This is a genomic window from Enterobacter sp. 302C9 (genome assembly GCF_034106085.1).
In the GTDB taxonomy this organism is placed as follows: Bacteria; Pseudomonadota; Gammaproteobacteria; order Enterobacterales; family Enterobacteriaceae; genus Enterobacter; species Enterobacter asburiae_B.
In genome coordinates, this window is the sequence record NZ_JAWNBW010000003.1 from 25,712 (window position 1) to 52,123 (window position 26,412).

Genomic DNA, 26,412 nt, shown 5'->3' on the forward strand with positions numbered 1-26,412 from the left:
GTTTTCACGTAGAATATCGCGCCTGTAGCTTTGAGTATGTCGAGCAAAAAGCCAGTGAACGACCTGTAACGGGTTACAAACGTCAGTGGGGAACGCTACTGTTTACTCAGCCCTGAGGGAATCAGGGGATGATTTTGTAACATCAGGAAACGTACTGCACAAATTTTCACCGTTGCAGATGATTTTTGCGCCTTGTCGCTGCTGCGTGTGGTTGGTAAAGTAAGCGGATTTTGTTTTCCGCCCCAGCTTTCAGGATTATCCCTTAGTATGTTGAAAAAATTTCGTGGCATGTTTTCCAATGACCTGTCCATTGACCTGGGTACCGCGAATACCCTTATTTATGTAAAAGGACAAGGCATCGTATTGAATGAGCCTTCCGTTGTGGCCATTCGTCAGGATCGTGCAGGATCGCCGAAAAGCGTTGCTGCAGTGGGTCATGACGCGAAGCAGATGCTGGGTCGTACCCCTGGCAACATCGCCGCCATTCGCCCAATGAAAGACGGCGTTATCGCCGACTTCTTCGTGACTGAAAAAATGCTTCAGCACTTCATCAAGCAGGTTCACAGCAACAGCTTCATGCGTCCAAGCCCGCGTGTTCTGGTGTGTGTGCCGGTTGGCGCAACCCAGGTAGAGCGTCGCGCAATCCGTGAATCTGCCCAGGGTGCAGGTGCACGTGAAGTGTTCCTGATTGAAGAGCCAATGGCTGCGGCCATCGGTGCGGGCCTGCCTGTTTCCGAAGCTACCGGTTCTATGGTGGTGGATATCGGTGGTGGTACCACTGAAGTGGCCGTTATCTCTCTGAACGGCGTGGTGTACTCCTCTTCCGTACGTATCGGTGGTGACCGCTTCGATGAAGCCATCATTAATTATGTGCGCCGTAACTACGGCTCTCTGATTGGTGAAGCCACCGCAGAGCGTATCAAACACGAAATCGGCTCTGCGTATCCGGGCGATGAAGTGCGTGAGATCGAAGTGCGTGGCCGTAACCTGGCTGAAGGTGTTCCACGCGGTTTCACCCTGAACTCCAACGAAATTCTGGAAGCTCTGCAGGAACCACTGACGGGCATCGTGAGCGCGGTAATGGTTGCGCTGGAACAGTGTCCACCAGAGCTGGCATCCGATATCTCCGAGCGCGGTATGGTTCTGACCGGTGGTGGTGCGCTGCTGCGTAACCTCGACCGCCTGTTAATGGAAGAGACAGGTATTCCTGTCGTAGTTGCAGAAGATCCACTGACTTGCGTCGCCCGTGGTGGTGGCAAGGCGCTGGAAATGATCGACATGCACGGCGGCGATTTGTTCAGCGAAGAGTAGTCGAGTTTGAGAGGGTAGCAATTTGCTACCCTTTCTCTCTGACGCGAGAATACGCATAGCCTATGAAGCCAATTTTTAGCCGTGGCCCATCGCTACAGTTTCGCCTTATTCTGGCGGTTCTGGTTGCGCTTGGGGTCATTATTGCCGATAGCCGCCTCGGTACGTTCAGCCAGATCAGAACGTACATGGATACCGCCGTCAGTCCTTTCTACTTTGTTTCAAATGGTCCCCGTGAACTGCTCGACTCCGTTTCTCAAACGCTGTCTTCGCGCGACCAACTCGAACTCGAAAACCGGGCATTACGTCAGGAACTGCTGCTGAAAAACAGCGAACTGCTGATGCTGGGGCAATACAAGCAGGAAAACGCGCGTCTGCGTGAGCTGCTCGGCTCGCCGCTGCGTCAGGATGAGCAGAAAATGGTCACGCAGGTGATCTCCACCGTGAACGACCCCTACAGCGATCAGGTTGTGATCGACAAAGGGAGCGTGAACGGGGTGTATGAAGGTCAGCCTGTTATCAGCGATAAAGGCGTTGTGGGCCAGGTTGTTGCCGTGGCTAAACTGACCAGCCGCGTGCTGCTGATTTGCGATGCCACGCATGCGCTGCCGATCCAGGTTCTGCGCAACGACATCCGCGTGATTGCGGCCGGTAACGGCTGTACCGACGACCTGCAGCTGGAACACCTGCCGGCTAATACGGATATTCGCGTGGGCGACGTGCTGGTGACGTCCGGCCTGGGTGGACGCTTCCCTGAAGGCTATCCGGTTGCGGTGGTCTCTTCGGTCAAGCTGGACACCCAGCGTGCCTATACCGTGATTCAGGCCCGTCCAACCGCCGGTTTGCAGCGTCTGCGCTATCTGCTGCTGCTGTGGGGCGCCGATCGTAACGGTTCTAATCCGATGACGCCTGAAGAGGTGCATCGCGTGGCGAACGAGCGCCTGATGCAGATGATGCCGCAGGTTCTCCCACCTGCGGATTCCATGGGGCCGCCTGCGCCAGTACCGGCACCGGCAACCGGGTTAACGCAGCCGCTGCCGGATGCGCCGCCACCGCCTAAACTCTCTTCGGGAGGGCAGTAGTGGCAAGCTATCGTAGCCAGGGACGCTGGGTCATCTGGCTCTCGTTTCTCATTGCACTGTTACTGCAAGTGATGCCCTGGCCGGATGACATTCTCGTTTTCCGGCCAAACTGGGTATTGCTCATTTTACTCTACTGGATCCTTGCCCTGCCGCATCGCGTAAATGTCGGCACAGGTTTCGTGATGGGTGCCATACTGGATCTCATTAGCGGCTCTACGCTTGGCGTGCGCGCCTTGTCCATGAGCATTATTGCGTACCTCGTCGCACTCAAATTCCAGCTCTTTCGTAACCTTGCGCTCTGGCAACAGGCCCTGGTGGTGATGCTATTGTCGCTCGCTGCGGATATCGTTGTTTTCTGGGCAGAGTTTTTAGTGATCAACGTCTCTTTCCGACCGGAAGTGTTCTGGAGTAGTGTAGTAAACGGTGTGCTCTGGCCTTGGTTATTCCTGCTGATGCGTAAGGTTCGCCAGCAGTTTGCTGTGCAATAAAAGGTTTCTATGACGTCTTTGTATCTCGCTTCCGGCTCCCCGCGCCGTCAGGAACTCCTGACGCAGCTAGGCGTCTCTTTTGAACGCATCGTTACCGGCATTGAAGAAAAACGTGCTGAGGGCGAAAGCGCTCAACAGTACGTGTCTCGCCTGGCGCGCGAGAAAGCGCAGGCGGGCGTGGCCAGTGTGCCACGCGATCTTCCCGTGCTGGGAGCAGATACCATCGTGATTCTGAACGGTGAAGTGCTTGAGAAACCGCGCGATGCCGATCATGCGGCGCGCATGCTGCACAAAATGTCCGGACAAACGCATCAGGTGATGACGGCCGTCGCCCTGGCTGACCGCCAGCACGTGCTGGATTGCCTGGTGGTGACCGAAGTGACGTTCAGAGTACTTACCGACGACGACATCGCCGCTTATATTGCCAGCGGTGAACCAATGGATAAAGCAGGTGCATACGGTATTCAGGGGCTGGGTGGCTGTTTTGTCAGGAAGATTAATGGCAGCTATCACGCCGTAGTCGGCTTACCGCTGGTGGAAACGTATGAGTTGCTGAGCAATTTTAACTCACTGCGTGAGGGAAGGGATAATTATGACGGCTGAATTGTTGGTAAACGTAACGCCATCGGAAACCCGTGTGGCCTATATTGATGGTGGCATTCTTCAGGAAATTCATATTGAGCGTGAAGCGCGGCGCGGAATAGTAGGCAATATCTACAAAGGTCGTGTCAGTCGTGTACTACCGGGTATGCAGGCGGCTTTTGTAGATATTGGACTGGATAAGGCGGCGTTTTTACATGCCTCCGATATCATGCCGCACACCGAGTGCGTCGCGGGCGAAGAGCAAAAACAGTTTGCCGTGCGCGATATTTCTGAACTGGTGCGTCAGGGACAGGATCTGATGGTGCAGGTGGTGAAAGACCCCCTCGGTACTAAAGGCGCCCGTCTGACCACCGACATCACCTTACCTTCCCGCTATCTGGTCTTTATGCCCGGCGCGTCGCACGTGGGCGTTTCGCAGCGTATTGAGAGCGAAACCGAGCGCGAGCGTCTGAAGAAAGTGGTCAGCGCCTACTGCGATGAACAGGGCGGGTTTATCATCCGTACCGCTGCGGAAGGGATCAGCGAAGAAGACCTGGCGTCGGATGCGGCTTACCTGAAGCGCGTCTGGACAAAGGTGATGGAGCGTAAAAAACGCAACCAGACCCGCTACCAGCTCTACGGTGAGCTGGCCCTTGCTCAGCGCGTTCTGCGCGACTTTGCCGATGCCCAGCTCGACCGCATTCGCGTGGATTCGCGCCTGACCTATGAAGCGCTGCTGGAATTTACCGCTGAGTACATCCCGGAGATGCCTGGCCTGCTGGAGCATTATTCAGGGCGTCAGCCGATCTTCGATCTCTATGATGTCGAAAACGAGATCCAGCGCGCGCTGGAGCGTAAGGTCGAGCTGAAGTCCGGCGGCTATCTGATCATCGATCAGACCGAAGCGATGACCACCGTCGATATCAACACCGGCGCGTTTGTCGGCCATCGCAACCTCGATGACACCATCTTCAACACCAACATCGAAGCCACGCAGGCCATTGCGCGGCAGCTTCGTCTGCGCAATCTGGGCGGCATTATCATCATCGACTTCATCGATATGAGTAATGAAGACCATCGTCGTCGCGTGCTGCACTCGCTTGAGCAGGCGCTGAGCAAAGATCGCGTGAAAACCAGCATCAACGGCTTCTCGCAGCTGGGGCTGGTGGAAATGACGCGTAAGCGTACCCGCGAGAGCGTTGAGCATGTGCTGTGTAATGAATGCCCAACCTGCCATGGGCGCGGAACGGTAAAGACGGTTGAGACCGTCTGCTATGAAATTATGCGCGAAATCGTCCGTGTTCATCATGCCTACGACTCCGATCGTTTTCTGGTCTATGCTTCCCCTGCGGTGGCTGAAGCGCTGAAAGGCGAAGAGTCACACGCGCTGGCGGAAGTGGAAATCTTTGTCGGCAAACAGGTAAAAGTACAAATTGAACCGCTCTATAACCAGGAGCAGTTTGACGTCGTGATGATGTAAGACGCAGTACGCTGCGTGACGAAAGCTGACAAGGAGAGATGCGTGAGGCGATTGCCGGGGATTTTATTGCTTACAGGGGCAACGCTGGTCGTGATTGTCGCGTTGCTCGTGAGCGGGCTACGCCTCGTATTACCGCATCTGGACAGCTGGCGTCCGCAACTGCTGGCTAAAATTGAATCCACCACCGGCGTGCCGGTGAACGTAAGCCAGATTAGCGCTAACTGGCAGAATTTTGGCCCGACGCTCGATGTCCGGGATATCAACGCCAGCCTCAAAGATGGCGGCCACCTGAAAATCAAACGCGTGACCCTGGCGCTGGACGTCTGGCAAAGCCTGCTGCATCTGCGCTGGCAGTTTCGCGATCTCACCTTTTATCAACTCCAGTTCCTGACCAATACGCCTCTGTCCGGCGGCGATAGCGGTCAGGGTCTGGAAGCCAACCGCTTCAGCGATCTTTTCCTCCGTCAGTTCGATCACTTCGATCTGCGCGACAGTGAAGTGAGCTTCATTACCCTCTCCGGCCAGCGCGCCGAACTGGCGATCCCTCAGCTGACCTGGCTCAACGGTAAAGAACGTCACCGCGCTGAGGGGCAGGTCAATCTCTCAAGCCTGAACGGCCAGCACGGCGTGATGCAGGTGCGCATGGATCTGCGGGACGATGACGGCCTGTTAAACAACGGCAAAGTCTGGCTGCAGGCCGACGATGTTGACGTAAAGCCGTGGCTGGGCGACTGGCTCCAGCAAAATATGCAGCTGGAGACTGCCCGTTTCAGCCTTGAAGGCTGGCTGACCCTGACCAAAGGTGAATTTGCCAGCGGCGATATCTGGCTCAAGCAGGGGGGCGCCAGCTGGAAAGGCGAAAAACAGCAGCATCAGCTTTCCGTCGATAACCTCACCGCGCACGTGACGCAGGAAAAAGAGGGCTGGCAGTTTGCCATTCCGGATACGCGCATCACCATGGACGGCAAGCCGTGGCCGCGCGGTGCGCTGACGCTGGCCTGGATGCCGGAGCAGGACGTCGGCGGCACGGCCAGTAAACGCAGCGACGAGCTGCGCATCCGCGCCAGCAACCTCGATTTGGCGGCCATTGAGGGCCTGCGCTCGATGGCGGCAAAACTCTCTCCGGACCTGGGCGAGATCTGGCTGGCAACCCAGCCGAGCGGGACGATCGATGCGCTGGGGCTGGACATCCCGCTCCAGGCGACGGAAAAAACCCGCTTCCAGGCAACGTGGAAAGATCTTGCCTGGAAGCAGTGGAAGCTGCTGCCGGGGGCGGAGCACTTTAGCGGCAAGCTGGAAGGCAGCGTGGAAAACGGCAGGCTAACGGTTGATATGCACGATGCCAAAATGCCTTACGAGACGGTCTTCCGCGCGCCGCTGGAAATCGAACAGGGCAGCGCGGTGCTTAACTGGCTCCGTAACGACAAGGGTTTCCAGCTTGATGGCCGCCATATCGACGTGAAAGCCAAAGCGGTGCACGCGCGCGGCGATTTCCGCTATCTGCAGCCTGAAGGCGATGAGCCGTGGCTGGGCATTCTGGCCGGGATCAGCACCGATGACGGCTCTCAGGCCTGGCGCTACTTCCCGGAAAACCTGATGGGAAAAGCCCTAGTGGACTATCTCAGCGGCGCGATTCAGGGCGGTCAGGCGGACAATGCCACGCTGGTGTACGGCGGTAACCCGCATCTTTTCCCGTACAAACATAATGAAGGCCAGTTCCAGGTGCTGGTGCCGCTGCATAACGCGACATTTGCGTTCCAGCCCGGCTGGCCCGCGCTGAAAGACCTGGATATCGAGCTCAACTTCCTCAATGACGGACTATGGATGAAGTCCGACAGCGTGGCGCTGGGCGGCGTGACGGCCAGCAACCTGACGGCCAACATCCCGGATTACTCCAAAGAGAAGCTGCTGATTGATGCCGACATCAATGGCCCGGGCAAAGCGGTGGGGCCGTACTTTGAGGAGACGCCCCTGAAAGATTCGCTGGCGGCGACGCTCCAGCAGCTACAGCTTGATGGCGATGTGAATGCTCGCTTACATCTTGATATCCCGCTGGACGGCGAGATGACCACCGCCAAAGGCGACGTCCGCCTTAAGAACAACAGCCTGTTCATCAAACCCCTTGAGAGCACGCTGAAAAATCTCAGCGGGCAGTTCAGCTTTGACAACGGAAACCTGAAGAGCGAGCCGCTTACGGCCAGCTGGTTTAATCAGCCCGTTAATATCGACTTCACGACCACCGAGGGTGAAAAGGCTTATCAGGTAGCCGTCAATCTGGACGGTAACTGGCAGCCAGCGCGCATGGAGGTCCTGCCGAAACCCATTGAGGCGTCAGTGCAGGGCGCAGTCGCCTGGCAGGGTAAAGTGGCAATCGACCTGCCTTATCACGCGGGTGCTCAGTATAAGGTCGACATCACGGGCGATCTGAAAAACCTTCAGAGCCAGCTGCCTGCGCCGCTGGATAAACAGGCCGGACAGCCGCTGCCGGTAAAGCTGAACGTCGATGGCAACCTGAACAGCTTCGCGCTGACCGGAAGCGCGGGCGGGACAAACCACTTCAACAGCCGCTGGCTGCTTAACCGCAAGCTCACCCTCGACAAAGCCATCTGGACAACGGATAGCCGCTCCACGCCGCCTCTGCCGGAGCAGGCGGGCATTGAGCTGAATCTCCCGCCGATGGACGGTGCTGAGTGGCTGGCGCTGTTCCAGAAAGGCGTTGGGCAAAACGTTGATGAAACCGCCCAGTTCCCGCAGGCCATTACCGTACGCACGCCGTCACTGATGCTGGGCGGGCAGCAGTGGAACAACCTGAGCCTGGTTTCACAGCCTGGCGCTAACGGCACGAAGGTGGAGGCCCAGGGAAGGGAGATCAACGGCACGCTGACCATGCGCAATCACGCGCCGTGGCAGGCGGCGATCCGCTACCTCTACTACAACCCGGCAAGCGCCGCGAGCGGGAAAGATAAACCGGCAGAGACGTCGCCGCTGAGCAATGTCTCCCGCGTCGATTTTAGCGGCTGGCCCGATCTCCAGTTACGCTGTGCAGAGTGCTGGCTGTGGGGGCAGAAATATGGCCGTATTGACGGCGATTTCACCATCCAGGCCAACACGCTTACGCTCTCCGGTGGCCTGGTTGATACCGGTTTTGGCCGCATGACGGCCGCAGGAGAATGGGTGAATAACCCGGGCGAGCAGCGAACGTCCCTGAAGGGCGACATTAAAGGCAACAAGCTGGATGCGGCAGCCAATTTCTTTGGTATCAGCACGCCGCTGCGCGGCTCATCGTTTGACGTCGATTACGATCTTCACTGGCGTGACGCCCCGTGGAAGCCGGATGAAGCCTCGCTGAACGGCATTCTGAAAACCCACTTTGGTAAAGGTGAAATTGCCGACGTGAGCACGGGGCGCGCCGGGCAGATCCTGCGCCTGCTGAGTTTTGATGCGCTGCTGCGCAAGCTGCGCTTCGATTTCAGCGATACCTTCAGCGAAGGTTTCTACTACGATTCCATCCGCAGCACGGCGTGGATCAAGGACGGCGTTCTGCATACGGACGACACGCTGGTGGATGGCCTGGAAGCGGATATCGCCATGAAAGGCTCCGTTAACCTCGTGCGACGCGAGCTGGATATGGAAGCCGTGGTGGCACCGGAAATTTCCGCGAGCGTGGGCGTGGCGGCGGCCTTTGTGGTGAACCCGATTGTCGGTGCGGCAGTGTTTGCCGCCAGCAAAGTGCTGGGGCCGCTGTGGAGCAAGGTCTCCATTCTGCGCTACCGCATTACCGGTCCGGTAGATAAACCGCAGATTAACGAGGTGCTGCGCCAGCCGCGCAAAGATGCACAGCAATGATTTGACGTGGGCAGGTAATTGCCTCACTCTCAATAAATACGATCTTTATACCGCCACGGGCGGCAACGAACGAGTAGCAATACGATGAGTCTGAACCTGGTAAGTGAACATTTGCTCGCAGCGAACGGCCTGAGCCATCAGGACCTGTTCTCCATTCTTGGTCAACTGACCGAACGCCGTCTCGACTACGGCGACCTTTATTTCCAGTCGAGCTATCACGAATCCTGGGTTTTAGAAGACAGCATCATCAAAGATGGCTCCTACAACATTGACCAGGGCGTCGGCGTCCGTGCCGTCAGCGGCGAGAAAACCGGTTTTGCCTATGCCGATCAGATTAGCCTTGCCGCACTCGAGCAGAGCGCGCAGGCCGCGCGTACCATTGTGCGTGATACCGGCGATGGTCGCGTGAAAACACTGGGAGAAGTGCAGCACTCTGCGCTCTATACCAGCATCGATCCGCTGCAGAGCATGAGCCGTGAAGAGAAGCTGGATATCCTGCGTCGCGTGGACAAAGTCGCCCGCGCGGCGGACAAACGCGTGCAGGAAGTTTCTGCCAGCCTGAGCGGCGTGTATGAGTTGATTCTGGTTGCGGCAACGGACGGTACCCTTGCGGCAGACGTTCGCCCGCTGGTGCGCCTCTCTATCAGCGTGCAGGTCGATGACGACGGCAAACGCGAGCGCGGCTCAAGCGGCGGCGGCGGTCGTTTCGGCTATGACTGGTTCCTGGGCGACGTTGACGGTGAAGCACGCGCCGACGCGTGGGCGAAAGAAGCCGTGCGCATGGCGCTGGTGAATCTTAATGCCGTCGCGGCGCCGGCGGGCTCATTCCCGGTGGTGCTGGGCGCCGGCTGGCCGGGCGTGCTGTTACACGAAGCCGTAGGCCACGGCCTGGAAGGCGACTTTAACCGTCGCGGGACGTCCGTGTTCAGCGGTCAAATCGGGCAGCTTGTCTCCTCTGAGCTGTGCACCGTGGTGGATGACGGCACCATGTGCGATCGTCGCGGCTCGGTGGCTATCGACGATGAAGGTACGCCAGGGCAGTACAATGTGCTGATCGAAAACGGCGTGCTGAAAGGCTACATGCAGGACAAACTTAACGCGCGCCTGATGGGCGTCGCGCCGACGGGCAACGGACGCCGTGAATCTTACGCGCATCTGCCGATGCCGCGCATGACCAACACGTACATGCTGCCGGGCAAATCGACGCCGCAGGAGATTATCGAATCCGTCGATTACGGTATCTTTGCGCCAAACTTTGGCGGCGGCCAGGTGGACATCACCTCCGGTAAGTTTGTTTTCTCCACGTCAGAAGCGTATCTGATCGAGAAAGGCAAAGTGACCAAAGCGGTGAAGGGGGCGACGCTGATTGGCTCCGGTATCGAAGCCATGCAGCAGATCTCTATGGTCGGTAACGATCTGAAGCTGGATAACGGCGTGGGCGTCTGCGGTAAAGAGGGCCAGAGCCTGCCGGTTGGCGTAGGCCAGCCAACGCTGAAGGTGGACAACCTGACGGTGGGCGGTACGGCGTAATTTCCTGACCCTCTCCCCAAAGGGGAGAGGGTACTGCTCCACGCTGTCTTTTTTCCTCGTCCTTATGAAAAAAGGCCTACTCTTTCCTTCTCCCCCGCATCCCCTGAAACAGCTCCGCCACGTCCACAAAATATTCGGTCAGATAGTTAATACACACCTGCACCTTGAGCGGAAGTTTGTCTTTTTCGGTATACAGGGCGTACACCGGACGCGGATCGGACTGGTAGCGCGGGAAGAGGATCTCCAGCACGCCGCTGTTGATCTCGTTGATCACCCACATTAACGGCACGTAGGCGATCCCGGCGCCGGCCACCAGCCAGCGTGAAATCGTCATCGGATCGTTAGTGACAAACCGTCCTTCCGGCAGCAGCCTGGTGGAGATCCCTTCCGGAGCGATCAGCTCAAATTCATTATCGGGCCGCACGCTGTACTCCAGCCACGAGTGGTTGGTGAGATCGGCGGGTTTCTCCGGAACGCCGTACTGCGCCAGATAGCTTTTCGAGGCGCAGACGACCATCGGCATGCTGCCCAGCCGTCGCGAGAACAGGCTGGAATCCTGCAACGCGCCGACGCGGATCACCACGTCCAGCCCGTCGGCAATCAGGTCCGGCGCCGGGATACCCGTCACCAGATTGACCGTAAGACCGGGGTACTCTTTCAGCATATCCGCGGTCATGGCAGCGAGAACATTTTGTGCCATAGTTGAAGAACACCCGATGCGCAGCGTGCCGATGGGGGTGTTGTTGAAGGCATAGAGCTGTTCGTGAACATCCTGCACTTCAAGCAGCATACGGCGACAGCCCTGATAGTAAATTTTACCCGCTTCGGTCAGCCCAATGCTGCGGGTACTGCGGTTGAGCAGCTTGACCTGAAGCTCATCTTCCAGTTTGGACACCGTCTGGCTGATGGATGAGACGCTCATCTGAAGCTGGCGTGCAGCGGCGGTAAAAGAGCCCAGCTCAACCACTTTGGCGAAGACCGACATGCGTTTTAAACGTTCCATTGTTCACTCTGGCTTAAAAGTGATTTAGATCACATATTATAGATAACAGCATAACAGTTACGTTAATATATTATTAATTACATAACGGCTGCGCCATTCTCGCCCGGCGTTTCTTGCTCTCCTGCGGTGGCGTGCGCTAAAAAATTCTGAAGCCTGCACTCTCTCTTATCAAGGTCAACATGAGTCTGTTTCCCGTTATCGTGGTGTTCGGTCTGTCGTTCCCACCGATATTTTTCGAGCTTCTTTTATCACTGGCGATCTTCTGGCTGGTGCGCAAGGTGCTGGTCCCTACCGGGATCTACGATTTCGTCTGGCACCCTGCATTGTTCAATACCGCGCTGTATTGCTGCCTGTTTTATCTGATATCGCGCATGTTTGTCTGAGGTTGATGTGAAAACGCTAACAAGAAAAATCTCCCGCACCGCCATCACGATGGCGCTGGTTATCCTCGCCTTCATCGCTATTTTCCGCGCCTGGGTTTATTACACCGAATCACCGTGGACGCGTGATGCACGCTTCAGCGCCGATGTGGTGGCAATAGCCCCTGACGTGGCCGGTCTTATCACAGCGGTCAACGTCCACGATAACCAGCTGGTGAAGAAAGATCAGGTCCTGTTCACCATCGACCAGCCTCGTTACCAGAAAGCGCTGGAAGAGGCGGAAGCGGACGTGGCCTATTACCAGGCGCTGGCTGCGGAGAAACGCCGCGAGGCAGGGCGCCGTAATCAGCTGGGCGTTCAGGCAATGTCCCGTGAAGAGATTGATCAGTCCAACAACGTGCTGCAAACCGTGCTGCACCAGCTGGCGAAAGCGCAGGCAACGCGCGATCTGGCGAAGCTCGATCTCGAGCGCACCGTGATCCGCGCGCCGTCCGATGGCTGGGTGACCAACCTCAACGTCTATGCCGGGGAATTCATTACCCGTGGCTCAACTGCCGTGGCGCTGGTTAAACAGAACTCCTTCTACGTGCTCGCCTATATGGAAGAGACCAAGCTGGAAGGCGTGCGCCCGGGTTATCGGGCTGAAATTACGCCGCTCGGCAGCAACCGCGTCTTTAAAGGCACCGTCGACAGCGTTGCCGCAGGGGTGACTAACTCCAGCAGCTCTAACGATGCCAAAGGGATGGCGACGGTCGATTCCAACCTGGAGTGGGTGCGTCTGGCCCAGCGCGTGCCGGTACGTATTCATCTTGATGAACAGCAGGGAAATCTGTGGCCTGCGGGTACTACGGCGACGGTGGTGATCACCGGTGAAAAGGACCGGGATGCCAGCCAGGACTCGTTCTTCCGTAAAATTGCCCACCGCCTTCGCGAGTTTGGTTAATCGCCATGGGTATCTTTTCCATCGCCAGCCAGCACATTCGCTTCGCCGTGAAGCTGGCGTGCGCCATCGTGCTGGCGCTGTTTGTTGGCTTTCACTTCCAGCTTGAAACCCCTCGCTGGGCAGTGCTGACGGCTGCGATTGTCGCGGCGGGCCCTGCCTTTGCCGCGGGCGGGGAGCCCTATTCTGGCGCGATCCGCTATCGCGGGATGCTGCGTATCATCGGGACGTTTATCGGCTGTTTCGCGGCGCTGACCATTATTATTTTGATGATCCGCACCCCGCTGCTGATGCTGATGGTGTGCTGTATCTGGGCGGGTTTCTGCACCTGGATCTCGTCTCTGGTGAAAGTGGAGAACTCCTACGCCTGGGGACTGGCGGGCTATACCGCGCTGATTATTGTCATCACTATCCAAAGCGAACCGCTGCTCGCCCCGCAGTTTGCGGTTGAGCGCTGCAGCGAGATTGTGATTGGCATTGTCAGCGCGATCGTCGCTGACCTGCTTTTCTCTCCGCGCTCCATCAAGCAGGAAGTCGACCGTGAGCTCGACGCGCTGATTGTTGCCCAGTATCAGCTGATGCAGCTGTGCATTAAGCATGGCGACAGCGAAGAGGTGGATAAAGCCTGGAGCGGGCTGGTACGTCGTACGCAGGCGCTGGAAGGAATGCGCAGCAACCTTAATATGGAGTCGTCGCGCTGGGCCCGCGCGAATCGACGCCTGAAAGCCCTCAACACCGTCTCTCTGACGCTGATTACCCAGGCCTGTGAAACCTATCTGATTCAGAACACCCGGCCGGAAGCGGTCACCGATACGTTCCGCGAACTGTTTGCCGAGCCGGTGGAAACCGTACAGGACGTGCATAAGCAGCTTAAGCGCATGCGCCGGGTGATTGCCTGGACCGGGGAGCGCGACACGCCGGTAACCATCTACACCTGGGTCGGCGCCGCGACGCGCTATCTGCTTCTGAAGCGCGGCGTGATCGGTAACACCAAAATCAGCGCGGCGGAAGAAGAGGTGCTGCAGGGGGAAGTGGTGATCAAGGCGGAATCCGCCGAGCGTCATCACGCCATGGTCAATTTCTGGCGTACGACGCTTGCCTGCATGCTCGGCACGCTGTTCTGGCTGTGGACGGGCTGGACGTCCGGCAGCGGCGCGATGGTGATGATTGCCGTTGTGACCGCACTGGCGATGCGCCTGCCTAACCCGCGTATGGTCGCCATTGATTTCCTTTACGGCACGATTGCCGCGTTGCCGATAGGCGCGCTCTATTTCCTGGTCATCATCCCGTCGACGCAACAGAGCATGCTGTTGCTCTGTATTAGCCTGGCGGTAATGGCGTTCTTTATCGGCATTGAAGTGCAAAAGCGGCGTCTGGGATCGCTGGGGGCGCTGGCGAGTACGATTAACATCATCGTGCTCGATAACCCGATGACCTTCCATTTCAGCCAGTTCCTCGACAGCGCGTTAGGCCAGCTGGTGGGCTGCTTCCTGGCCATGATGGTGATAATGCTGGTGCGGGATAACTCGCAGGCAAGAACGGGCCGCGTGCTGCTGAACCAGTTTGTGTCGGCTGCCGTGTCGTCTTTGACAACCAATACCGCGCGCCGTAAAGAGAACCACCTGCCCGCGCTCTACCAGCAGCTGTTTTTGCTGCTGAACAAGTTCCCGGGCGATATCGCGAAGTTCCGCCTGGCGTTAACCATGATCATTGCGCACCAGCGTTTGCGTAACGCGCCCGTGCCGATCAACGACGATTTGTCGGCATACCACCGCCAGCTGCGTCGTACCGCCGATCACGTGCTTTCTGCCAGCAGCGATGACAAACGGCGTCGCTACTTTACGCAGCTGCTTGAAGAGCTCGATACCTATCAGGAAAAGCTCAAGCACTGGGAGGCGCCTCCTCAGGTGACCGAGCCGGTGGGACGGCTGGTGTTTATGCTGCATCGCTACCAGAATGCCCTCACGGATAACTGACTGAAGTAAAAAAACCGACGCCAAAAGCGTCGGTTTTTTTGTGGCTATACTTATTCCAGCACGTTCTTACATTTCAGAAAGGGAGAACACATGACGACCCAGGCGCTTCAGGACCACATCCTTTTTCAGACCGGTTATCTGGTCAACGGAATCTGGAAAACGCTGGATACAACCTTTGATGTGCTGAATCCCGCGACCGGCGAGGTCATTGCTAAAGTCGCAAAAGCGGGTAAAGCGCAAACCGAAGACGCTATTGCAGCGGCTACCCAGGCCTTCCCGGCATGGCGTGCCAAAACCGCGAAAGAACGCTCGGCGATTCTCTACCGCTGGTACGAACTGATTATTGAGAATAAAAGCTGGCTCGGGCGGTTGATGACCACCGAACAGGGCAAACCCCTGAAAGAAGCGGAGGGAGAAGTCGAGTACGCCGCCAGCTTTATCCAGTGGTTTGCCGAAGAGGCCAAACGCGCGAACGGTGAAATTATTCCGCCGATAAAACCCGGCTCACGCATTCTGGCGACCCGTGAACCCATTGGCGTGGTCGCGGCGATTACGCCGTGGAACTTCCCGATGGCCATGCTCACCCGCAAGTTAGGCCCGGCGCTGGCAGCAGGATGCACCGGGGTCATTAAACCGGCCAACAACACGCCGCTCAGCGCATTTGCGCTGCTTACGCTGGCGAAACAGGCCGGTGTGCCCGACGGTGTTCTCAACGCCGTCGCCGGGAATACGCATGAAATCAGCGATGCGATCATGGCAAGCCGCGACGTGCGTAAAATCTCCTTTACCGGCTCAACCTCCGTCGGCAAAACGCTGGTGCGTAACGCCGCAGAAACCATGAAAAAAGTCTCGATGGAGCTGGGGGGAAATGCCCCGTATATCGTTTTTGAGGATGCGGACATCGACGCGGCGGTTAAGGGCGCGATCGCCAACAAGTTCCGCAATGCCGGGCAGGTCTGCGTCAGCGTGAACCGTTTTTATATTCAGGAAACCGTCTACGACAAATTTGTGAATAAACTCGCCGATGCGGTGAAGGCGCTGAAGGTGGGTAATGGTCTCGAAGAGGGGGTGGTCGTCGGGCCGCTGATTGAACCTTCGGCGGTCAACAAGGTGCGTGAGCATGTCGACGACGCCGTTGCCCGGGGCGCAACCGTACTGGCTGGGGGTAAGCCCCATCCGCTTGGCGGAAATTTCTGGATGCCAACCGTGCTGGGCGACTGCCATGAAGGCATGAAGCTGGCAGAAGAAGAGACGTTTGGCCCGGTGGCGGCGTGCTTCCGTTTCACCTCGGAAGATGAAGTCATCCAGCGCGCCAACAACACGCCCTATGGGCTGGCGGCTTACTTCTACACCCAGAATCTCTCAAGGGTCTTCCGCGTTTCACAGGCCATCGAGAGCGGGATGATCGGCATCAACGAGTGCGCCGTCTCCACGGAGCTTGGGCCCTTTGGCGGCGTAAAAGAGTCAGGTCTTGGACGAGAGGGCTCCGTGCTGGGACTGGAAGAGTATCTGGAAGTTAAAACCCTGCATATTGGGGGATTATAATAGACAGGGCGGCATCTGCCGCTCGCCTGGACTGGGTGGCTGGCAATGAAAACCTATACGTTTGATTTTGACGAGATCGACAGTCAGGAAGACTTCTACCGTGAATTTATCCGGGCGTTTGATCTTGAACGGGAAAGCGTGACGAATCTGGATACGCTGTGGGACGTGGTCACCGGCAGTCAGTTGCCGCTACCGCTGGAAATTGAGTTCATCCATTTGCCCGATAAGCTGCGAAGACGTTTTGGCGCGCTGATATTGCTGTTCGATGAAGCGGAAGAAGAGCTTGAAGGTCAGCTGCGCTTTAACGCGCGGCATTGAATGAAAAAAGCCCCTGACCATAAGGCCAGGGGCAAGTCGTATGATGAGATACGACGAGGGTTTATTTATACAGCTCTGCCGTTGCATGCCAGTGGTCACCCTGATTCAGTTCGGTGACGCGATAGCTGCTGGCGCCTGCTTTTTCAGCTTTGGCGGCAAGTTCGTGACGAATATCCATCGGTGAACCAGTGACAGACGTTACGGAGACGCTGCCCATACGCTGTAGATTTTGTGCCTGGTCGGCATTCACCTGCTGTACGGCTGCGCTCGCGCCGAAAGAGAGAACGGATGCCAGACCAAGGGTTGCGATGATCAATTTGGTTTTCATAGTCTTTACTCCTGAATAGGGTTTTTACTCAACGGCGAGAAGGGTTGAACCGCTATTTTTATGCCTGGTGCCGTTGAGTGGAGATTTACGTCTTCAGTTATTACTAAAACTTATTTGTACAGCTCAGCGGTGGCGTGCCAGTGGTCACCGGAACGCGCTTCGATGATGCGATAGGATGACGCACCCTGTTCTTCCGCTTTTTTGTTCAGCATCTCATGCATGTCCATTGGCGATGTGCCGACCGCGCCGACAGAAACCGTACCGATGGCCTGACGGGATTGCGCCTGGTCAGCATTGATAGAGTCAGCTGCGAAAGCACCGAATGACAGGACGGACAGGACGCTGAGCGCCGCTACAGTTGATTTGATTTTCATGATTTTTACCTCGTCGAATTTTTTAGTGGGGTCTTGTTTCGTGACCCTCATCACAAAATCAAGTATACACTAATAACGGTAAAAATTAATACCAGACTAATGGTTTCTATTGTTATTACGTGTTAACCAGTCTGTTTTTTATAACCAAATTGCATAATATTGGGCGTTTTTTGTTCATTTTTGTTGGTTATATCTAATAAAATCATATGAATATCAGCTTTTGATTTTTTGTGCGATTTTTTGATTTAGCATTCACCAGATGAATGTTAATAGGTGGTAAAAAGCACTATTTGTCAAAGTGAAGGGCAGTAGAAAAGAGGGGAGAACGCAGCGGAAGCAGAACGATCCCCGCAGCGGCGCTACGGGGAGAGGGGATTAGAGTTCCTGTTCGAACAGTACCAGAATGGCTTCGTGGAGATCTTTCACGGAGAAACCGCTAGCCGGTGTGGTAAAGATGGTGTCATCACCGGCGATAGTCCCGAGGATACCTTCCGTTTTACCCAGCGAGTCCAGCATGCGGGCAATCAGCTGCGCGGCACCCGGGCTTGTGTGGATCACCACGACGGCGTCGTTATGATCGATATCCAGAACCAGGTTTTTGAGCGGGCTGGAGGTGGTCGGCACGCCAAGTTCTGCCGGCAGGCAATACACCATCTCCATCTTGGCGTTACGCGTACGCACCGCGCCAAATTTCGTTAACATGCGGGAGACTTTCGACTGGTTGATGTTATCGAAGCCTTGTTCCTGCAGCGCCTGAACAATTTCTCCCTGAGAACTGAATTTCTCTTCTTTGAGTAGCGCCTTAAACGCCTTTACTAATTCTTCTTGCTTAGACGAGCTTCGCATAAGTCACCCGGAATATGACGATAGAAACAACATTATTATGCATGTGGATGAATTTTTATGCAAATTATCTACTCAGCGCCAGGCTGAAATAATGTTATGAAAGGGAGTGATTTTATCAGATTTCGTTATCAGAAAACATGCCTGGGTCACGCCGCGCAAATAAGCTTAAAAGTAAATTAAATGTTATCAAAATGATGTTGTTTTGGTGGCGGGGCAGGGTGTATTGTAACCACCTCTTAATGCGTTGCCCTCTGTCGTCAGATAGTCTTCTGGTGAGAGATAAAGTCGCGTGACCTCAAATTCTTTAGCTATGAAAATTGTAATTATTTACTTGCTGAATTATGGTCGCCGCAACGGATTTACAGATACTTAAGTTAACCATAATAAGGAGTTTAGGATGAAAGTCGCAGTCCTCGGCGCTGCTGGTGGTATCGGCCAGGCGCTTGCCCTACTACTGAAAACCCAACTGCCTTCAGGCTCAGAACTCTCCCTGTACGATATTGCTCCGGTAACCCCAGGTGTGGCGGTTGACCTGAGCCACATCCCGACTGCTGTAAAAATCAAAGGCTTCTCCGGTGAAGATGCACGTCCTGCGCTGCAGGGTGCCGACGTGGTGCTGATTTCTGCAGGCGTGGCGCGTAAGCCAGGCATGGATCGTTCAGACCTGTTCAACGTCAACGCGGGCATCGTGAAAAACCTGGTGCAGCAGATTGCAGAAATCTGCCCGAAAGCATGCATCGGGATCATCACTAACCCGGTGAACACCACCGTGGCTATCGCGGCAGAAGTGCTGAAGAAAGCGGGTGTTTACGACAAAAACAAACTGTTCGGCGTAACCACGCTGGATATCATCCGTTCCAACACCTTTGTTGCTGAGCTGAAAGGCAAGCAGCCAACAGAAGTGGAAGTACCGGTAATCGGCGGTCACTCTGGCGTCACTATCCTGCCTCTGCTGTCGCAGATCCCAGGCGTGAGCTTCACCGAGCAGGAAGTGGCTGACCTGACTAAACGCATCCAGAACGCGGGCACCGAAGTGGTGGAAGCGAAGGCGGGTGGCGGTTCTGCAACCCTGTCTATGGGCCAGGCGGCTGCGCGTTTTGGTCTGTCACTGGTTCGCGCTCTGCAGGGCGAGAAAGGCGTTGTTGAATGCGCTTACGTTGAAGGCGATGGCGAACACGCTCGCTTCTTCTCTCAGCCGCTGCTGCTGGGTAAAAACGGTATCGAAGAGCGTAAATCCATTGGTACGCTGAGCGCGTTTGAACAACACGCGATGGAAGGCATGCTGGATACGCTGAAGAAAGATATCACCCTGGGCGAAGAGTTCGTTAACAAGTAATACGAACCGTCTCCCGGTAAAAAAAACGGAGCTTATCGCTCCGTTTTTTTATGCCTGTCAGTTAGTGGCCGGGTATTCCTGAATCGTCACGTGCAGCGTCAGTTTCTTATCGTTGCGCATGACCTCAACAGGGATGATAGAACCCGGGCGAATTTCTGCCACCTGATCCATCGTCTCCAGCGCAGAGACCGCTGGCGTGCCGTTGACCGACACAATGACATCGTTTACCTGAATCCCTGCGTTAGCCGCCGGACCACCCGGTGCCACCTCGTTAACCACAATACCCTGAATCTGATCGATACCGCCGCCCTGGGTATGCATCGGTGCAATTTCGCGCCCGCCGATACCGATATAGCCGCGGATCACGCGTCCGTCGCGGATCAGTTTATCCATGATTTTGGTCGCCAGCTGGAACGGAATGGCGAAGCCGATCCCTTCCGGCGTCTCACCGTCGTTACTCTTATCGAACGAGAGGGTGTTGATGCCCATCAGCTCGCCCAGCGAGTTGACCAGCGCCCCGCCGGAGTTACCGTGGTTGATGGAGGCATCGGTTTGCAGGAAGTTCTGCCGCCCGGAGGGGTTCAAACCGATACGACCGGTCGCGCTGATAATCCCCTGGGTGATGGTCTGGCCCAGGTTGTAAGGGTTACCGATAGCCAGTACGACGTCACCAATATGCGGGGTACGTTTACGGTTGATCGGGATGACCGGCAAACCGCCCGTGGCGTTAATTTTCAGAACAGCCAGGTCGGTCAGGCTGTCAGACCCAACGAGTAACGCCTCAAACACGCGGCCATCCTGCAGGGCGACGATGATCTGGTCGGCATCGTTAATCACGTGCTTGTTGGTAATAATGTAGCCGCGCTCGTCCATGATTACGCCGGAGCCGAGGGTACGGATCTCCAGCTGGTTATGGGCTGAGGTATTCAGACCACGGTTATAGACGTTAACCACGGCAGGTGCGGCACGGCGGACGGCCTGGTTATAGGTGGCCGGCGTTTCATCCGTGCTATCGAACTGGGGAGCCGACAGTTTATTGAACTGACGTAAAGACGGCAGCGCCAGCAGCAGCAGGCCAGCGACAATCAAACCGATGACAGTAGAACGTAAGAGCTTTAAAAGCATGATGCGCGTGTCGTTAAAAAAGGAACGATTTGCAGCATAACATGAGTTATCCGGACATCACACGCAGCGGTGATGTCCGGGTCGCAAATGCTTAGCGCAACAGAATATAGATGGACTCATTGCCACGCATGACCTGCAGGGCAATAACCGCTGGTTTGCTTTCCAGCACCTTGCGCAGTTCGGCAATAGACTGCACGCGGTTGCGGTTTACACCGATAATCACGTCATCCTGATGCAATCCTGCCTGTGCGGCAGGGCTGCTCTTCTCGACGGTGTCGATGCTAATGCCTTTCGTACCGTCCTTCAGCTGCCCGTCGCTCAACGTAGCCCCCTGTAGCGCCGGGGCGATAAGCTCCGCACTGGCCGAGGATGAAGTGCTCTTATCCAGCGTCACTTCAACGTCAAGCGGCTTACCGTCACGTATCAGGCCCAGCTTCACTTTGGCGCCAGGTTCCGTCGTGGCAATCCGTGAGCGCAGTTCTGCAAAGCTGTTCAGCGGTTTGTCGTTCAGGCTGACGATCACATCCCCCGATTTCACGCCCGCTTTTGCCGAGCCGGAGTTTGGCAGCACTTCACTGACAAACGCCCCGCGCTGTACGTTGATATTGAACGCTTTTGCGATATCCGCGCTCATCTCCATACCTTTAATACCCAGCAGCCCGCGTTTGATTTCACCGAACTGGCTCAATTGCTGCGCCAGGGTTTTGGCCATATTGCTGGGGATAGCAAAACCGATCCCGATGCTGCCGCCGCCCGGGGCCAGAATCGCCGTGTTAATCCCAATCAGCTCGCCGTTAAGGTTGAGCAACGCTCCGCCGGAGTTACCCCGGTTGATTGAGGCATCGGTCTGGATAAAGTTTTCCAGCCCTTCCAGATTGAGGCCGCTGCGCCCGAGCGCCGAGACGATCCCGGAGGTGGCGGTCTGCCCTAAGCCAAAGGGGTTGCCTACGGCGACGGCAAAATCGCCGACGCGCAGTTTGTCGGAATCCGCGATGGCAATCTGGGTCAGGTTGCTTGGGTTTTGCACCTGCAGCAGCGCGATGTCGCTCTGGTCATCGCCGCCGATCAGTTTGGCATCAAATTCGCGGCCATCGTTCAGCTGGACGCTGATCTTATCGGCCTGGCTGATGACGTGGTTGTTGGTCAGGATATAGCCTTTTGCCGCATCAATAATGACGCCAGAACCCAGGCCTTCAAAAGGCTGAGCCTGCTGGTCGGGAGACTCATCGCCAAAATATTTTTTCAGTTCTTCAGGGACGCGTTGGCTTTGTACTGCGGTGCCCTCAACCTGAACGCTGACGACCGCCGGCAACACTTTTTCCAGCATAGGCGCGAGGCTTGGAATGGCCGCCTGGCCAGGCACCTGGGAGGGAATGGCGGCAAATACAGGAACGGACGCCGAGAGAGATAACCCGACACTTAACGCGATAGCGCTCAACAGCTGGTTTTTTTTCTTCATCGATGTTGACTCTCGTAACCTGGAATAAAGGAAAAACGGCCCTAAAAACACGTTGATGTTATTGAATTTTAAACTGCTGAACAATGAGGTGTTTAACTAAATGATAGCTGGGGTCATCAGGAAAGGACGGGCGCAATCGCTGCGCCCGTAAAATATATTCAGGTTGTGCGATTAATCGCGTTTTACACCGCCGCGCAGCAGGCCGGACGCGCCATCGGAATAGTCGCGAGGCATCTGAACGGGCGCCTGATCGTTACCGGCTTCAGAGTCAGCCAGACGGTTGCGGAATGGGTTGGTTTCCGCGGTCATTTCCGGCAGCAGGCTGCTGGAGCTTTTTGCCATATGTTGATAAAGCTGACGATAGTCGGTTGCCATGTTGTCCAGCAGCTCGGCGCTACGGGCAAAGTGGCTGACCAGCTCTTCACGATACTCTTCCAGCTCGGCTTTGTTCTTTTCCAGTTCGTACTGCAGTGACTGCTGCTGACGCAATTTGCGATTACCGAAACGCATGGCCACAGCACCGATGACGATGCCGACGACTAAACCGATTAGCGCATATTCCCAGGTCATGAACTTCTCCCGTTGTCTTGTTGTTCCGTAGGGTGTTGGCTCGGCTCCTGCCTGTGCCTGATAATGCCACTATAACCGCTATTTCTGCAGAAGTGGAATCCTGACGTATCATCGCGTAGTGTAGAACGGCCTTTTTTTCATCAGTCACGTCTGCTGGTGAGCGTTAATTGAAGGAATAACAATAAGATTATGCAAAACCTGTCCCCTGCATCGCGATATCAACTGGCCCTTAACGAGGGCACTCATCAGCCTGATGATGTTCAACGTGAGGCGGTAAACCGTCTGGAGATGATTTATCAGGAGCTCACGACAAAACCCGCTGAAGTCGAACAGAACGGTGGGCTAAAGGCGGCGTTTGGGCGGTTGCTCGGTAAAAAAGCGCCACAGGCTCACGCGCCGGTGCGCGGTTTATATATGTGGGGCGGGGTCGGTCGCGGAAAAACCTGGCTGATGGACATGTTCTATCTGAGCCTGCCTGGCGCACGTAAACAGCGTCTGCACTTCCATCGTTTTATGCTGCGGGTGCATGAAGAGTTGACCGCACTGCAGGGCAAAAGCGATCCGCTGGAGATTGTGGCCGACAGGTTCAAGGCGGAAACGGACGTGCTCTGCTTCGACGAGTTTTTTGTGTCCGACATCACCGATGCCATGCTGTTAGGCGGCCTGATGAAAGCGCTATTTGCCCGCGGGATCACGCTGGTGGCCACGTCGAATATCCCGCCGGATGAGCTCTATCGTAATGGCCTGCAGCGGGCACGCTTCCTGCCCGCCATCGATGCCATCAAGCAGCACTGCGACATCATGAACGTCGATGCCGGTGTCGATTATCGTCTGCGCACGCTGACCCAGGCGCATCTGTGGCTTTCGCCGTTAAATGCAGAGACCACCCGCGAGATGGATACACTCTGGCTGGCGCTGGCGGGAGCAAAACGCGAGCACGCCCCGGAGCTCGAGATTAACCATCGACCGCTGCCCACACTCGGCGTCGAAAACCAAACGCTGGCGGTCTCCTTTACGACGCTCTGCGTGGATGCCCGCAGCCAGCACGACTACATTGCGCTTTCGCGTCTGTTCCACACCGTGATGGTGCTGGACGTGCCGGTGATGACGCGGCTGATGGAGAGCGAAGCACGGCGCTTCATTGCGCTGGTGGACGAGTTTTATGAGCGCCACGTCAAGCTGGTGGTCAGCGCCGAGGTACCTTTATATGAGATTTACCAGGGCGAGCGGCTGAAGTTCGAGTTCCAGCGCTGCCTGTCGCGCCTGCAGGAGATGCAGAGCGAGGAATACCTGAAGCTGGAGCATATGCCGTAACAAATGCCCCCCTCTCCCGTGGGAGAGGGGCTGGGGGTGAGGGCACCAGACCGCACAATACCCACCCCCGAAAAACCCATTCCAAAACGCATTTAAGGGTCGATCTTTGACCTCAACTTCTCTATAATCTTGCGACCCCACGTTACGAGAAGGTTTTTTTCCCAAAACTTTCTATGTGTCGGCATGTGCTATTCGAAGGGGTAGGTTTGCCGGACTTTGTCGTGTGAGCCTCAACTGACTAAACGTTTGGGTGTTCACCAACGTGTAACTTATTTATTTGGGTAAGCTTTTAATGAAAACTTTTACAGCTAAACCAGAAACCGTACAGCGCGACTGGTATGTTGTTGACGCGACCGGTAAAACTCTGGGCCGTCTGGCTACTGAACTGGCTCGTCGCCTGCGCGGTAAGCATAAAGCGGAATACACTCCGCACGTTGATACCGGTGATTACATCATCGTTCTGAACGCTGATAAAGTTGCTGTAACCGGCAACAAGCGTACTGACAAAGTGTACTATCACCACACCGGCCACATCGGTGGTATCAAAGAAGCGACCTTTGAAGAGATGATTGCCCGCCGTCCTGAGCGTGTGATTGAAATCGCGGTTAAAGGCATGCTGCCAAAAGGCCCGCTGGGTCGTGCTATGTTCCGTAAACTGAAAGTTTACGCAGGCAACGAGCACAACCACGCGGCACAGCAACCGCAAGTTCTTGACATCTAATCGGGATTATAGGCAATGGCTGAAAATCAATACTACGGCACTGGTCGCCGCAAAAGTTCCGCAGCTCGCGTTTTCATCAAACCGGGCAGTGGTAAAATCGTAATCAACCAGCGTTCTCTGGAACAATACTTCGGTCGCGAAACTGCCCGCATGGTAGTTCGCCAGCCGCTGGAACTGGTTGATATGGTAGAAAAACTGGATCTGTACATCACCGTTAAAGGTGGTGGTATCTCCGGTCAGGCTGGTGCGATCCGTCACGGTATCACCCGCGCTCTGATGGAGTACGACGAGTCCCTGCGTTCTGAACTGCGTAAAGCTGGCTTCGTTACTCGTGACGCGCGTCAGGTTGAACGTAAGAAAGTGGGTCTGCGTAAAGCACGTCGTCGTCCACAGTTCTCCAAACGTTAATCCATTCTGCTTACGCAGAACGATTGGCGAAAAACCCGCTTCGGCGGGTTTTTTTATGGATAATGCGCAGGTTATCCACAATCTCCATGCATATATCTTCTCTTTTTCCACATTTCCAGAATCCCCTCACCACAAAGCCATCAAAATCTGGTAAACTATCATCCAATTTTCTGCCCAAATATCGGTGAATACTCGATTTTTGTTCGTTTCTTGAACAATGTGTTTTCTCTGGGATGGGCGATACAACATCTGGCTGGCCCCTGTTGGGCTGGTAGCAGTAAAAATTCTGAATATACCTGGAGGTTTTCATGGCTGTCGCTGCCAACAAACGTTCGGTAATGACGCTGTTTTCTGGTCCTACTGACATTTATAGCCATCAGGTTCGTATCGTGCTGGCCGAGAAGGGTGTCAGTTTTGAGATCGAGCATGTGGAAAAGGATAACCCGCCTCAGGATCTGATCGATCTCAACCCGAGCCAAAGCGTACCGACGCTGGTGGATCGCGAGCTGACCCTGTGGGAATCCCGTATCATTATGGAATATCTGGATGAGCGTTTCCCGCATCCGCCACTGATGCCTGTTTACCCTGTCGCGCGTGGTGAAAGCCGCCTGTACATGCAGCGTATCGAAAAAGACTGGTACTCGCTGATGAACGTGATTACCAGCGGTTCCGCTTCTGAAGCTGACGCTGCACGTAAGCAACTGCGTGAAGAGCTGCTGGCAATCGCCCCTGTGTTTGGTCAGAAACCGTTCTTCCTGAGCGATGAGTTCAGCCTGGTGGATTGCTACCTGGCACCGCTGCTGTGGCGTCTGCCAACCCTGGGCGTAGAGTTCAGCGGTCCTGGCGCGAAAGAGCTGAAGGGCTATATGACTCGCGTATTTGAACGCGACTCTTTCCTGGCATCTTTAACTGAACCGGAACGTGAAATGCGTCTCGGCCGAGGCTAATGACTGTGGAAATGTCACAACTTACCCCACGCCGTCCGTATCTGCTGCGCGCCTTCTATGAATGGCTGCTGGATAACCAGCTCACGCCGCACCTGGTTGTGGATGTGACGTTGCCGGGCGTGCTGGTTCCAATGGAATACGCGCGTGACGGACAAATCGTACTGAACATTGCGCCGCGTGCGGTGGGTAACCTGGAGTTGGCAAACGATGAAGTGCGCTTCAACGCGCGTTTCGGCGGCGTGCCGCGTCAGGTTTCTGTGCCGCTGGCAGCCGTGCTGGCTATCTACGCGCGTGAAAACGGTGCGGGTACCATGTTCGAGCCGGAAGCGGCGTATGATGAAGATGTTGCCAGCCTGAATGATGACAACGCATCCGACGAGCGCGAAAGCGACACGGTGATGTCACTTATCGATGGCGATAAACCCGATCGTCATGACGACAATGATCCTGATGACGATCCGCCTCCGCGCGGTGGTCGTCCGGCTCTTCGCGTCGTGAAATAAAAA

Annotated in this window: 25 protein-coding genes; 18 read left to right on the top strand and 7 right to left on the bottom strand. The window is 55.7% G+C overall.

What is annotated here, in order from left to right:
* Nucleotides 1-267: 267 nt before the first annotated feature.
* From mreB to tldD, 7 genes are all read left to right on the top strand, one after another.
* Entirely contained in the window at nucleotides 268-1,311 is a 1,044-nt protein-coding gene (gene mreB, locus UR289_RS08065) for a rod shape-determining protein MreB (protein ID WP_000913396.1), read from the top strand.
* A 62-nt stretch (nucleotides 1,312-1,373) separates the two neighbouring features.
* Nucleotides 1,374-2,390: a rod shape-determining protein MreC gene (gene mreC, locus UR289_RS08070; RefSeq protein WP_033146767.1), complete on the top strand. Its 1,017-nt coding sequence runs from the start codon at nucleotides 1,374-1,376 to the stop codon at nucleotides 2,388-2,390.
* Entirely contained in the window at nucleotides 2,390-2,878 is a 489-nt protein-coding gene (mreD, locus tag UR289_RS08075) for a rod shape-determining protein MreD (RefSeq protein ID WP_023309399.1), read from the top strand. Before mreC ends, mreD begins: the two co-directional genes overlap by 1 nt.
* A gap of 9 nt (nucleotides 2,879-2,887) precedes the next feature.
* Entirely contained in the window at nucleotides 2,888-3,481 is a 594-nt protein-coding gene (locus tag UR289_RS08080; protein WP_023309398.1) for a Maf family protein, read from the top strand.
* Entirely contained in the window at nucleotides 3,471-4,940 is a 1,470-nt protein-coding gene (gene rng, locus UR289_RS08085) for a ribonuclease G (RefSeq protein WP_010436156.1), read from the top strand. Before UR289_RS08080 ends, rng begins: the two co-directional genes overlap by 11 nt.
* A gap of 42 nt (nucleotides 4,941-4,982) precedes the next feature.
* Entirely contained in the window at nucleotides 4,983-8,786 is a 3,804-nt protein-coding gene (gene yhdP / locus UR289_RS08090; RefSeq protein WP_320709699.1) for an AsmA2 domain-containing protein YhdP, read from the top strand.
* A gap of 84 nt (nucleotides 8,787-8,870) precedes the next feature.
* Nucleotides 8,871-10,316, top strand: a complete 1,446-nt coding sequence (gene tldD / locus UR289_RS08095) for a metalloprotease TldD (RefSeq protein WP_033146765.1) — start codon at nucleotides 8,871-8,873, stop codon at nucleotides 10,314-10,316.
* 76 nt (nucleotides 10,317-10,392) lie between these two features.
* Here the strand turns inward: tldD and aaeR are convergent, their stop codons facing one another.
* Nucleotides 10,393-11,319 (bottom strand): HTH-type transcriptional activator AaeR, encoded by a 927-nt coding sequence (gene aaeR / locus UR289_RS08100; RefSeq protein WP_023309395.1) that lies wholly within the window; start codon nucleotides 11,317-11,319, stop codon nucleotides 10,393-10,395.
* Between the two features lie 179 nt (nucleotides 11,320-11,498).
* Between aaeR and aaeX the strand changes: the two genes are divergently transcribed.
* From aaeX to UR289_RS08125, 5 genes are all read left to right on the top strand, one after another.
* On the top strand, nucleotides 11,499-11,702 hold the full coding sequence (gene aaeX / locus UR289_RS08105) for a p-hydroxybenzoic acid efflux pump operon protein AaeX (RefSeq protein ID WP_003860416.1): 204 nt from the start codon (nucleotides 11,499-11,501) through the stop codon (nucleotides 11,700-11,702).
* A 7-nt stretch (nucleotides 11,703-11,709) separates the two neighbouring features.
* Nucleotides 11,710-12,642, top strand: a complete 933-nt coding sequence (gene aaeA / locus UR289_RS08110) for a p-hydroxybenzoic acid efflux pump subunit AaeA (protein WP_023309394.1) — start codon at nucleotides 11,710-11,712, stop codon at nucleotides 12,640-12,642.
* Nucleotides 12,643-12,647: 5 nt separating this feature from the next.
* A complete protein-coding gene (gene aaeB / locus UR289_RS08115) occupies nucleotides 12,648-14,615 on the top strand; it encodes a p-hydroxybenzoic acid efflux pump subunit AaeB (RefSeq protein WP_320709701.1) in 1,968 nt (655 codons plus the stop codon).
* A gap of 90 nt (nucleotides 14,616-14,705) precedes the next feature.
* The gene (locus tag UR289_RS08120; protein ID WP_032659670.1) at nucleotides 14,706-16,160 is read left to right on the top strand and encodes an NAD-dependent succinate-semialdehyde dehydrogenase; all 1,455 of its coding nucleotides are present in this window, start codon (nucleotides 14,706-14,708) and stop codon (nucleotides 16,158-16,160) included.
* 45 nt (nucleotides 16,161-16,205) lie between these two features.
* Nucleotides 16,206-16,478 carry a barstar family protein gene (locus tag UR289_RS08125; RefSeq protein ID WP_023309391.1) on the top strand — a complete coding sequence of 91 codons (273 nt, stop codon included), beginning with the start codon at nucleotides 16,206-16,208 and terminating at the stop codon, nucleotides 16,476-16,478.
* Nucleotides 16,479-16,539: 61 nt separating this feature from the next.
* Here UR289_RS08125 and yhcN (UR289_RS08130) read toward each other — a convergent pair whose 3' ends face one another.
* The 3 genes from yhcN (UR289_RS08130) to argR all read right to left on the bottom strand — a co-directional run bounded on the left by yhcN (UR289_RS08130) (nucleotide 16,540) and on the right by argR (nucleotide 18,026).
* Nucleotides 16,540-16,806, bottom strand: coding sequence for a peroxide/acid stress response protein YhcN (gene yhcN, locus UR289_RS08130; RefSeq protein ID WP_032659672.1), 267 nt, complete (start codon nucleotides 16,804-16,806; stop codon nucleotides 16,540-16,542).
* Nucleotides 16,807-16,916: 110 nt separating this feature from the next.
* Complete coding sequence (yhcN, locus tag UR289_RS08135; RefSeq protein WP_023309389.1) at nucleotides 16,917-17,180, bottom strand: peroxide/acid stress response protein YhcN; 264 nt, start codon at nucleotides 17,178-17,180, stop codon at nucleotides 16,917-16,919.
* 375 nt (nucleotides 17,181-17,555) lie between these two features.
* Nucleotides 17,556-18,026, bottom strand: a complete 471-nt coding sequence (gene argR, locus UR289_RS08140; RefSeq protein ID WP_023309388.1) for a transcriptional regulator ArgR — start codon at nucleotides 18,024-18,026, stop codon at nucleotides 17,556-17,558.
* A gap of 397 nt (nucleotides 18,027-18,423) precedes the next feature.
* On the opposite strand from argR, the gene mdh reads away from it, so the two are divergent.
* Nucleotides 18,424-19,362, top strand: a complete 939-nt coding sequence (gene mdh / locus UR289_RS08145) for a malate dehydrogenase (protein WP_023309387.1) — start codon at nucleotides 18,424-18,426, stop codon at nucleotides 19,360-19,362.
* 57 nt (nucleotides 19,363-19,419) lie between these two features.
* Here mdh and degS read toward each other — a convergent pair whose 3' ends face one another.
* From degS to zapG, 3 genes are all read right to left on the bottom strand, one after another.
* Nucleotides 19,420-20,487 (bottom strand): outer membrane-stress sensor serine endopeptidase DegS, encoded by a 1,068-nt coding sequence (gene degS, locus UR289_RS08150; protein ID WP_023309386.1) that lies wholly within the window; start codon nucleotides 20,485-20,487, stop codon nucleotides 19,420-19,422.
* 91 nt (nucleotides 20,488-20,578) lie between these two features.
* Nucleotides 20,579-21,946 carry a serine endoprotease DegQ gene (gene degQ / locus UR289_RS08155; protein ID WP_320709706.1) on the bottom strand — a complete coding sequence of 456 codons (1,368 nt, stop codon included), beginning with the start codon at nucleotides 21,944-21,946 and terminating at the stop codon, nucleotides 20,579-20,581.
* Between the two features lie 171 nt (nucleotides 21,947-22,117).
* Nucleotides 22,118-22,516, bottom strand: a complete 399-nt coding sequence (zapG, locus tag UR289_RS08160) for a Z-ring associated protein ZapG (protein ID WP_008502832.1) — start codon at nucleotides 22,514-22,516, stop codon at nucleotides 22,118-22,120.
* Nucleotides 22,517-22,705: 189 nt separating this feature from the next.
* On the opposite strand from zapG, the gene zapE reads away from it, so the two are divergent.
* The 5 genes from zapE (at nucleotide 22,706) to sspB (ending at nucleotide 26,409) form a co-directional block, all read left to right on the top strand.
* Nucleotides 22,706-23,830 carry a cell division protein ZapE gene (gene zapE / locus UR289_RS08165; RefSeq protein WP_320709707.1) on the top strand — a complete coding sequence of 375 codons (1,125 nt, stop codon included), beginning with the start codon at nucleotides 22,706-22,708 and terminating at the stop codon, nucleotides 23,828-23,830.
* A 292-nt stretch (nucleotides 23,831-24,122) separates the two neighbouring features.
* Nucleotides 24,123-24,551 (top strand): 50S ribosomal protein L13, encoded by a 429-nt coding sequence (rplM, locus tag UR289_RS08170; protein ID WP_006178824.1) that lies wholly within the window; start codon nucleotides 24,123-24,125, stop codon nucleotides 24,549-24,551.
* 15 nt (nucleotides 24,552-24,566) lie between these two features.
* Entirely contained in the window at nucleotides 24,567-24,959 is a 393-nt protein-coding gene (gene rpsI / locus UR289_RS08175; protein WP_003860436.1) for a 30S ribosomal protein S9, read from the top strand.
* A gap of 308 nt (nucleotides 24,960-25,267) precedes the next feature.
* On the top strand, nucleotides 25,268-25,906 hold the full coding sequence (gene sspA, locus UR289_RS08180) for a stringent starvation protein SspA (protein ID WP_014885418.1): 639 nt from the start codon (nucleotides 25,268-25,270) through the stop codon (nucleotides 25,904-25,906).
* A gap of 5 nt (nucleotides 25,907-25,911) precedes the next feature.
* On the top strand, nucleotides 25,912-26,409 hold the full coding sequence (gene sspB, locus UR289_RS08185; protein WP_029740078.1) for a ClpXP protease specificity-enhancing factor: 498 nt from the start codon (nucleotides 25,912-25,914) through the stop codon (nucleotides 26,407-26,409).
* Nucleotides 26,410-26,412: the final 3 nt, after the last annotated feature.

What these genes read in the sequence shown, in the direction of transcription:
- degQ (WP_320709706.1), bottom strand. Translation starts at nt 21,946, where the DNA reads ATGAAGAAAAAAAACCAGCTGTTGAGCGCTATCGCGTTAAGTGTCGGG.
- aaeX (WP_003860416.1), top strand. Translation starts at nt 11,499, where the DNA reads ATGAGTCTGTTTCCCGTTATCGTGGTGTTCGGTCTGTCGTTCCCACCG.
- UR289_RS08120 (WP_032659670.1), top strand. Translation starts at nt 14,706, where the DNA reads ATGACGACCCAGGCGCTTCAGGACCACATCCTTTTTCAGACCGGTTAT.
- mdh (WP_023309387.1), top strand. Translation starts at nt 18,424, where the DNA reads ATGAAAGTCGCAGTCCTCGGCGCTGCTGGTGGTATCGGCCAGGCGCTT.
- aaeR (WP_023309395.1), bottom strand. Translation starts at nt 11,319, where the DNA reads ATGGAACGTTTAAAACGCATGTCGGTCTTCGCCAAAGTGGTTGAGCTG.
- rng (WP_010436156.1), top strand. Translation starts at nt 3,471, where the DNA reads ATGACGGCTGAATTGTTGGTAAACGTAACGCCATCGGAAACCCGTGTG.
- zapG (WP_008502832.1), bottom strand. Translation starts at nt 22,516, where the DNA reads ATGACCTGGGAATATGCGCTAATCGGTTTAGTCGTCGGCATCGTCATC.
- zapE (WP_320709707.1), top strand. Translation starts at nt 22,706, where the DNA reads ATGCAAAACCTGTCCCCTGCATCGCGATATCAACTGGCCCTTAACGAG.
- yhcN (WP_023309389.1), bottom strand. Translation starts at nt 17,180, where the DNA reads ATGAAAATCAAATCAACTGTAGCGGCGCTCAGCGTCCTGTCCGTCCTG.
- argR (WP_023309388.1), bottom strand. Translation starts at nt 18,026, where the DNA reads ATGCGAAGCTCGTCTAAGCAAGAAGAATTAGTAAAGGCGTTTAAGGCG.
- degS (WP_023309386.1), bottom strand. Translation starts at nt 20,487, where the DNA reads ATGCTTTTAAAGCTCTTACGTTCTACTGTCATCGGTTTGATTGTCGCT.
- sspA (WP_014885418.1), top strand. Translation starts at nt 25,268, where the DNA reads ATGGCTGTCGCTGCCAACAAACGTTCGGTAATGACGCTGTTTTCTGGT.
- aaeB (WP_320709701.1), top strand. Translation starts at nt 12,648, where the DNA reads ATGGGTATCTTTTCCATCGCCAGCCAGCACATTCGCTTCGCCGTGAAG.
- mreC (WP_033146767.1), top strand. Translation starts at nt 1,374, where the DNA reads ATGAAGCCAATTTTTAGCCGTGGCCCATCGCTACAGTTTCGCCTTATT.
- tldD (WP_033146765.1), top strand. Translation starts at nt 8,871, where the DNA reads ATGAGTCTGAACCTGGTAAGTGAACATTTGCTCGCAGCGAACGGCCTG.
- UR289_RS08080 (WP_023309398.1), top strand. Translation starts at nt 2,888, where the DNA reads ATGACGTCTTTGTATCTCGCTTCCGGCTCCCCGCGCCGTCAGGAACTC.
- yhcN (WP_032659672.1), bottom strand. Translation starts at nt 16,806, where the DNA reads ATGAAAACCAAATTGATCATCGCAACCCTTGGTCTGGCATCCGTTCTC.
- rplM (WP_006178824.1), top strand. Translation starts at nt 24,123, where the DNA reads ATGAAAACTTTTACAGCTAAACCAGAAACCGTACAGCGCGACTGGTAT.
- mreB (WP_000913396.1), top strand. Translation starts at nt 268, where the DNA reads ATGTTGAAAAAATTTCGTGGCATGTTTTCCAATGACCTGTCCATTGAC.
- rpsI (WP_003860436.1), top strand. Translation starts at nt 24,567, where the DNA reads ATGGCTGAAAATCAATACTACGGCACTGGTCGCCGCAAAAGTTCCGCA.
- UR289_RS08125 (WP_023309391.1), top strand. Translation starts at nt 16,206, where the DNA reads ATGAAAACCTATACGTTTGATTTTGACGAGATCGACAGTCAGGAAGAC.